Genomic DNA, 7,032 nt, shown 5'->3' with positions numbered 1-7,032 from the left:
ACAAATTTGTCATCACTTCTACCAAAATTATTGCCCAGATTCCTTCAAATATCGACGTAATGTTGGCTTAGTCAAAGTTTCGGATGAATCAATCCTTGTCTTGCTTTTGTTACAAGCTGAACTAGGCATGACATCACAACGCCATTTCTACACCATCTGCCCCCTCTTTCCTTGTGGTCAGTTACTAGANCGAAGTCGTTTCAATCGTCGGTCTAGACAATTGATCTGGCTAGTCCAATTAATCCGAAAAGCTATGAGTGACATGCTTCCATCTGATAGGCTAGCCATTATAGATAGTTTTCCTTTGCCACTTTGCCAACTTGTTCGCAATCACAGAGCTACCATTTTTAAAGGATTAGCCGATATTGGTTACAACGCCTCTAAACATCTTTGGTTCTACGGTTTCAAGGTTCATATGCTGGTGACCTTATCAGGTTATATTCTGAACTATGTTGTCACACCAGCCTCTGTCCACGATATCAAGGTGGTTTATGAACTATTAGAAGGGTGTAAGCAATCGGTTATCCTAGGTGATTTAGGCTACCTGAGCAGTGAACTCAAGAAGGACTTAGAACAAACAAGGTTACCATCTATGGACGCCATTTCGTAAAAACATGACAGGAGCCGAAGAACATAACAATTGGAAAGTAATGGCCATGAGACGAACTATTGAAACACGTTTTTCTGAACTGTGTCGACTTTTTGATATTGAACACACATTAGCTAGAGGGCTAGCTGGACTACAGTTACGACTTGAACAAATTATTCTAGCTCATAATTTACGCTATTTTGAAATTAACTAGCACCAGGGGTTTTTATTATTTATTATTATATCGCTTAGTAGCATTTTGCTTTATTTTAGCTAAAAGTTCATTAATTCCATTTTCTTCATAGTATTCTTCGTTTTCTTCCATTGACATTGGCCAGGAGCCATTTTTTGCTTTAAAAACAATATCATAAGCTGACCGCTCGCCTTTTCTGTATGCTTCATAATCTGCTCTAGAAACTGGTTTTTGTGGTCGACCACCATAAGCATCCTCCCACTCTATAATAATGTGGCTAGGATCTTGTGAATCTTCATAAAAGCGCATCCATGCTTTTATATTTTCTTCTATCAACTTTAAGCTACTCATTTAAATATATCTCTCCATTTCTTTGAGGATAGTTAATGGGCAGAGTTTACTGTTATCAATTTGAATTTCTCTACCTTATTTATTTGGTTATTTTACGATCCAATATTCTACCATTTTCACTATCAATAAGTACACCTCTACCATAAAAGTCTGTTGCAAATATATTTCCATCAGTGGTTATGTTCATATTTTCATAAGGTAGGCCTGACCATTCGTTATTTCTTTCTACTCGCCATAATTTTAAAGAAGATTCATTTATACCATATATATTATCTATGCTATTATTATCGAATGGTATTGACAACAATATGACAAAGTAACCTCTCGTTTCTACTACCTTTCTAATATTGAAATCAAATTTTCTTTTAAAATCACCAATTGTTATAGTATTTTCTTTATACTTCATTTTACAACTCCATCAATTATTCTTTCATTATTGAATTTTCCAGTACGTTGTCCAATTAAATCATATTGGATACCACCTCCTTTTCCCCATCCCTCTAGAGGATTTACTATTCCAGTCCTTAAACTCGTTCCTTTAGGAATTTCTACATCAGTAATAAATTTAGGCTCACTAGGTAGGGCAAACTTACTTTTAATTTCAGCCGAGGTTAACCAACCACGTCTTCATATCTTTAGATGATTTCGATATAACAGCTTTCTCTATTGTATCCTCATCAATATCATCAATATCAATTTGAAAATCATCAAAAAATTGTGACGATATTGTTTCACCATCATCATATGTTAAGTCTACATTCACTATACTGCTTTTCTAAGCCTCTAAACTCTCTCCGAGACAGAGATTTTATCCCCTCACTCTCAAGAATACTATTTAGTTTACTCAAATCCCCATCCTTAATGGCATCAATTTTATTAAAGTAGGTACTCTTGTTAAACGTACCGGTGTGGTAGGCATCTGGATTTTCAAGATAAGGGATGGAGCGCTCGCTGTAGGTATAGGGGCCTGATGCGGGTACATCTGAGAAATTCCCACCACCCATGTGACCATAGCGATCCCATGTCTCTGGTAAGCCCGACTCACGAGTAATACCTTGGATAGTTTCCTCTTGAAAACCAAGTTTAGGCGGCCAATTATAGTCGGGTGCTCCCCACTCCGTGAAACCTTTTAAATATTGCGGATCACTTGGAACATTAATATCAGTCTTATTCTCCAGATTTTGGAAGTCTTCTTGAAGCTTTTTCACTTTTTCTTCGGTACTAAGCTCAGACTGAGCAACCTTTAATCGCTTCTTAAATCTGTAAAGACAGAGATATTTTAATTTAAATCCAACCTTTAGCCTTTAAAAATTTATCTGGAATCCGAAGTTCAATATTAGCCATTATTTTCCTTAAGTAGTTATCCCAATCCAGAATTTCACTATAAGCATATTTCTCTTCACTTAATGACACCGAAAACTGATCATTTAAAACAATAGAAAAACCAAAGTAATCATTCTCGTAATTGCATTGAATCCAGAAATAATCATAAGCCACAAAATTCAACTTAAACATATGGTGATTGGGTTGATCAACAATGTCATAAGCGGTAATAGTTTCGACTTTATCACCAAATACTTCTTCAATTTTATCGCAAAGTTCCATCGCTAAAATATCCATGTTATTTAATTCCATACCAATATCCTTCTGTTAATTTTAAGCGCTTGTATCCATACTTCTTACGCAAATAACTCCATTCCCAATCCAATGCTGAACCTTCATATTCTTTCAACCTTGGATCATGAGAAAATCTTATACTCTTTCCTGATGTCACTGCATCATCTAGAGCTGGTTTATTAAAAGCCTCAAACATCTGACGCCCTTGCTTATCTAAATGATAAGTTTCTGTTAATTTATCCCAGTCGCTACCTAGACTAAAATATGTTGTATCTCCTGCTCTCACAGTATATGAATCTGGCCCGGGTACTGACCAATCAAGGTTGCCATTTGCATCAATTGACGGTCTATATTTACCCAAAGTCATTGTATCTGACTCAGGATTAACAATACTTTTCACTCGATAATATTCATATTCTTCAGGAGTCATATCTTTAATCGGTGAGTTTGCAACAGTAGCCCCACATCATCACTAGAACTGGTCGCAAAACGTTGGACATTGACTTTGGCATTGTCAAGAAACTCGCCCACGCTCTTGATTTTTCCAGTTGTCCCTGCACTCTCTAATGCGAATTCTTGACCTGATACTTGGAAGCTCATGTTGCGAAGATTTTCTCCCAGCTCTTCAAGGGCCTCTTTGGAAAGGCTGGCCTTAGCAGCTTGGCTATTCCCAGCAGTAGGAATTTTAAAAAAATAGCAGAACTCCTAAAAAATGATAAAAATAGTGACCAAAGCCACTATTTTTCAACTTCTGCCTTCACTTCTTCATACCATTGATTAAAAATATCGTCTGGGGTTAAAGTATCTGAATCAGAATAAAAGGTTTCATAAGAATAAGTGCCTTTTACTTTATCATTTACATTGTCATAAATAAGTTTAATTTGAGTAGGCATAGGTTGATTATATTTTTTACAAATAGAATGAATCTCCTGTAAATCTTGATTCCCTATTTTTAACACTGAAAAAATTAGAGCATCTAATTGATCTTCAGATAGATTTTCCACAGAAAGTTGATGTAGCATTTCAATTTTACCAGCATGAGTTTTGTAAAAAATATCAAAAGCATACATTGTTTCAAAAGAAGCATATATATATATATTATCTACTTCTGTTCCAACTTTGTGAGAATATTCAAGTGCCAATGAAAGCATATCTTTTTGTTTTTCCGAAAATTCATCTTCAAATGTCATATTAACCTCCTAACAATTCGGTATATTTGTAATAGTCCGCTTACCATCTATTTTATAAACGACATCAAAACTATCCGGTCTGAGGGAATCACCAACATAATTGACTTTAACCTTGACTGAGACATCTTTGCCTTCTTCTAGGGCTCTTGCCCATTGGTTTTCAATTTTCTTATAGCTACTCAGGTTAACATCGCTCAGCTGAGAAACCAAGTTATCCAGCTCAGGTGATCCACCAAAACGATCTCCTGCCAAGTGCCCAGCATGGTCGCCAGGAAGTTTTCCTGGGGTATCTGGATTGTGCGATAAACGCTTATCCCTTGCGGTTAACTGAAGCTCTTTAGCATCCCATTCTGTCAGACGGCTCAAATCATCTGTTTGATAAAGGTATTCAAATTCTCCAGTCTGATAGGTCACATTTGGTTTTAATTTACCAAGTTCATCAAACTGAGATCCATCTCGGATAACCTCATCCAGCTTTCCACCAACCTTGGCCACATCATCACTAGTGCTAGCACTGAACCGCTGGACATTGACTTTGGCATTGTCAAGAAACTCGCCCACGCTCTTGATTTTTCCAGTTGTTCCTGCACTCTCTAATGCGAATTCTTGACTTGGTACTTGGAAAGTCAGGTTGCGAAGGTTTTCTCCCAGATCTTCAAGGGCTTCTTTGGAAAGGCTGGCCTTGGCAGCTTGGCTAAATTCTTTAATTATAATCATATATTCTTCGTAGAATAAACTGCATATTTTTGGGGTCCAAGTCGTTCTTCTCACTCTGAAAATATCTGATTTCCAAAAATTGAATATCTTTTTAGTGTATTTTTGATTTCTGATACCTTTTAATTTCAGATTTCACTGATTCTATAAATATTTCCTGAATTTCTTTTTCAGTATCTGCTTTCCATAAGACTACTTGATTTCCAGGTGCTCCGCCTCTTTCACCATTTTCATAAATGCACCATTTTTTTATTGCACTATCAAAATAGATACCTTTAGCATGAGGTATTGATGTATTACCAATAACTAACTGCCTTTGTGGTGGTAATTGTCGTTGTAATTCCTGAGCTTGGTCTTTAAACTCCATATTTATCTCCTTTGAATTATCATACCTAAATCAAGCATATCTTGTCCGTTAAATGGTGTTACAATTTGTTCTGCCCCACCAATCATATCACCCCATGGCGCTGCTTTACCATGAATTCCATATATATAATTTTTAATATTTCCTCCAATGCTAGAATTTGTATTCTGAAGAAAAGCAACGTATTTTTTACTGAATTCACTAAACTCTAATTGAGTCAGCTCTTCTATCCCCTCACTCTCAAGAATCCCATTTAGCTTATTCAAGTTTCCATCTTTAATGGCATCAATTTTATTAAAGTAGGTACTCTTGTTAAACGTACCGGTGTGGTAGGCATCTGGATTTTCAAGATAAGGGATGGAGCGCTCGCTGTAGGTATAGGGGGGCAGTTGGAGGGACATCAGAAAAGTTTCCGCCTCCCATATAGCCATACCTGTCCCATGTCTCTGGTAATCCCGACTCACGAGTAATACCTTGGATAGTTTCCTCTTGAAAACCAAGTTTAGGCGGCCAATCATAGTTGGGTGTTCCTCACTCCGTGAAACCTTTTAAATATTGCGGATCACTAGGGACATTAATATCAGTCTTATTCTCCAGATTTTGGAAGGCTTCTTGAAGCTTTTTCACTTTTTCTTCGGTACTAAGCTCAGACTGAGCAACCTTTGAAGAAAATTTAGAGTAGTCATCATATCCTACTAATTTTTTAGGAACACTAAGCTCCCCAACCTTNGCCACATCATCACTAGTGCTAGTGCTGAACCGNTGGACATTAAGTTTTGCCTCGTCAANAAATTCTCCAATGCCCTTGATTTTTCCAGTTGTNCCTGCACTCTCTAATGCGAATTCTTGACTTGNTACTTGGAAAGTCAGGTTGCGAAGGTTTTCTCCCAGATCTTCAAGAGCCTCTTTGGAAAGGCTGGCCTTGGCAGCTTGGCTAAATTCCTTAAGGCCTTGGTTGAAGGTTTTGAGCTGGTTGGCTGCGGTTAAGTCATCCCCGAAGCCTGTACTCTTGGATAGTCTTTGGAGAAGGTTTGCGCCATCAGACAGTTTGTCCACATCGTTGAGCATGCCACTTAGCATTATTACCTGTTGGGTTGATAGCTTGTAAATAGTACCTTTATACTCACTTCTCGCTCTTAATACTAATCAATCCACAGTCTATACTTTATTAAATCATACAGGTCAGCCACTGCATTGTCCTCACTAGTAAATTCACCCCAATTTCTGAAATTTTGCCTTTCATCCACTTCGTATACTATGTATGTTTTAGTGCTATTATCTAGATAATACCCCAAAGTAAATTGACTTAATTTTTTTTTATTAATTGCTATATTCCATATACCTAGTTTATCTCTTAATGCCTCTACTTTAGTCTGAAATTCAATGCTATTCATTTAAATACCTCTTTCTGTATTCCAAGTTCGTTCATTGTCTGTCCATTAAACGGAGTGACTATTTGCTCTGCTCCACCAGACATATCTCCCCACGAAGCTGCCTTACCATGAATACCATAAGTAATGTCGTTTGGGCTAATATTTAACTGAGAAGCAGCGTTGTCAAGAAAATAATTATAATCAGATATTAGCCTGTTGAATTTTCCTTCTGTGATAGAATTTATTCCTTCACTCTCAAGAATCCCATTCAGCTTATTCAAGTTTCCATCTTTAATGGCATCAATCTTATCAAAGTAAGTCTCTCTATTAAATGTACCTGTATGATAAGCATCTGGATTTTCAAGATATGGGATGGAGCGCTCACTATAGCTATATGGACCCGATGCTGGTACATCTGAAAAGTTTCCTCCTCCCATATAGCCATACCTGTCCCATGTCTCTGGTAATCCCGACTCACGAATAATACCTTGGATAGTTTCCTCTTGAAAACCAAGTTTAGGCGGCCAATCATAGTTGGGTGTTCCCCACTCCGTGAAACCTTTTAAATATTGCGGATCACTAGGGACATTAATATCAGTCTTATTCTCCAGATTTTGGAAGGCTTCTTGAAGCTTTTTCAC

At 37.2% G+C, this 7,032-nt stretch carries 13 protein-coding genes and 1 pseudogene; 1 reads left to right on the top strand and 13 read right to left on the bottom strand.

What is annotated here, in order from left to right; genetic code table 11:
• Positions 1-803: pseudogene (locus A3I7_RS13300) on the top strand (IS982 family transposase); the annotation flags it as partial.
• A gap of 15 nt (positions 804-818) precedes the next feature.
• On the opposite strand, the gene A3I7_RS0110665 reads toward A3I7_RS13300, so the two are convergent.
• The 13 genes from A3I7_RS0110665 to A3I7_RS14340 all read right to left on the bottom strand — a co-directional run.
• Positions 819-1,133 carry a hypothetical protein gene (locus A3I7_RS0110665; RefSeq protein ID WP_018376751.1) on the bottom strand — a complete coding sequence of 105 codons (315 nt, stop codon included), beginning with the start codon at positions 1,131-1,133 and terminating at the stop codon, positions 819-821.
• Between the two features lie 79 nt (positions 1,134-1,212).
• Positions 1,213-1,539, bottom strand: a complete 327-nt coding sequence (locus tag A3I7_RS0110660) for a DUF7957 family protein (protein WP_018376750.1) — start codon at positions 1,537-1,539, stop codon at positions 1,213-1,215.
• A gap of 195 nt (positions 1,540-1,734) precedes the next feature.
• A complete protein-coding gene (locus tag A3I7_RS14215; RefSeq protein ID WP_018376749.1) occupies positions 1,735-1,896 on the bottom strand; it encodes a hypothetical protein in 162 nt (53 codons plus the stop codon).
• On the bottom strand, positions 1,874-2,341 hold the full coding sequence (locus A3I7_RS13445; protein ID WP_018376748.1) for a hypothetical protein: 468 nt from the start codon (positions 2,339-2,341) through the stop codon (positions 1,874-1,876). Before A3I7_RS13445 ends, A3I7_RS14215 begins: the two co-directional genes overlap by 23 nt.
• Before the next feature lie 76 nt (positions 2,342-2,417).
• Complete coding sequence (locus A3I7_RS0110650; RefSeq protein ID WP_018376747.1) at positions 2,418-2,768, bottom strand: hypothetical protein; 351 nt, start codon at positions 2,766-2,768, stop codon at positions 2,418-2,420.
• The gene (locus A3I7_RS14655) at positions 2,755-3,180 is read right to left on the bottom strand and encodes a hypothetical protein (protein ID WP_018376746.1); all 426 of its coding nucleotides are present in this window, start codon (positions 3,178-3,180) and stop codon (positions 2,755-2,757) included. The genes A3I7_RS0110650 and A3I7_RS14655 overlap by 14 nt, the downstream gene beginning before the upstream one ends.
• On the bottom strand, positions 3,177-3,350 hold the full coding sequence (locus A3I7_RS14210) for a hypothetical protein (RefSeq protein WP_018376745.1): 174 nt from the start codon (positions 3,348-3,350) through the stop codon (positions 3,177-3,179). Before A3I7_RS14210 ends, A3I7_RS14655 begins: the two co-directional genes overlap by 4 nt.
• A gap of 137 nt (positions 3,351-3,487) precedes the next feature.
• A complete protein-coding gene (locus A3I7_RS0110635) occupies positions 3,488-3,940 on the bottom strand; it encodes a hypothetical protein (protein ID WP_018376744.1) in 453 nt (150 codons plus the stop codon).
• 9 nt (positions 3,941-3,949) lie between these two features.
• Entirely contained in the window at positions 3,950-4,657 is a 708-nt protein-coding gene (locus A3I7_RS0110630) for a DNA/RNA non-specific endonuclease (RefSeq protein WP_018376743.1), read from the bottom strand.
• Positions 4,658-4,748: 91 nt separating this feature from the next.
• Complete coding sequence (locus A3I7_RS0110625) at positions 4,749-5,021, bottom strand: hypothetical protein (RefSeq protein ID WP_018376742.1); 273 nt, start codon at positions 5,019-5,021, stop codon at positions 4,749-4,751.
• Positions 5,022-5,023: 2 nt separating this feature from the next.
• Positions 5,024-5,449, bottom strand: coding sequence for a hypothetical protein (locus A3I7_RS0110620; protein WP_156812769.1), 426 nt, complete (start codon positions 5,447-5,449; stop codon positions 5,024-5,026).
• Positions 5,450-6,160: 711 nt separating this feature from the next.
• Complete coding sequence (locus tag A3I7_RS12880; protein WP_018376739.1) at positions 6,161-6,412, bottom strand: hypothetical protein; 252 nt, start codon at positions 6,410-6,412, stop codon at positions 6,161-6,163.
• The coding region (locus tag A3I7_RS14340) for a hypothetical protein (protein WP_169333812.1) at positions 6,409-7,032 on the bottom strand (624 nt) is incomplete at its 5' end. The genes A3I7_RS14340 and A3I7_RS12880, both read right to left, overlap by 4 nt.

This window comes from Streptococcus orisratti DSM 15617 (assembly GCF_000380105.1).
GTDB classification, from domain to species: domain Bacteria; phylum Bacillota; class Bacilli; order Lactobacillales; family Streptococcaceae; genus Streptococcus; species Streptococcus orisratti.
Note: the sequence above shows the minus strand (reverse complement) of the source record. Positions and strands in the feature narration are given on the sequence as shown.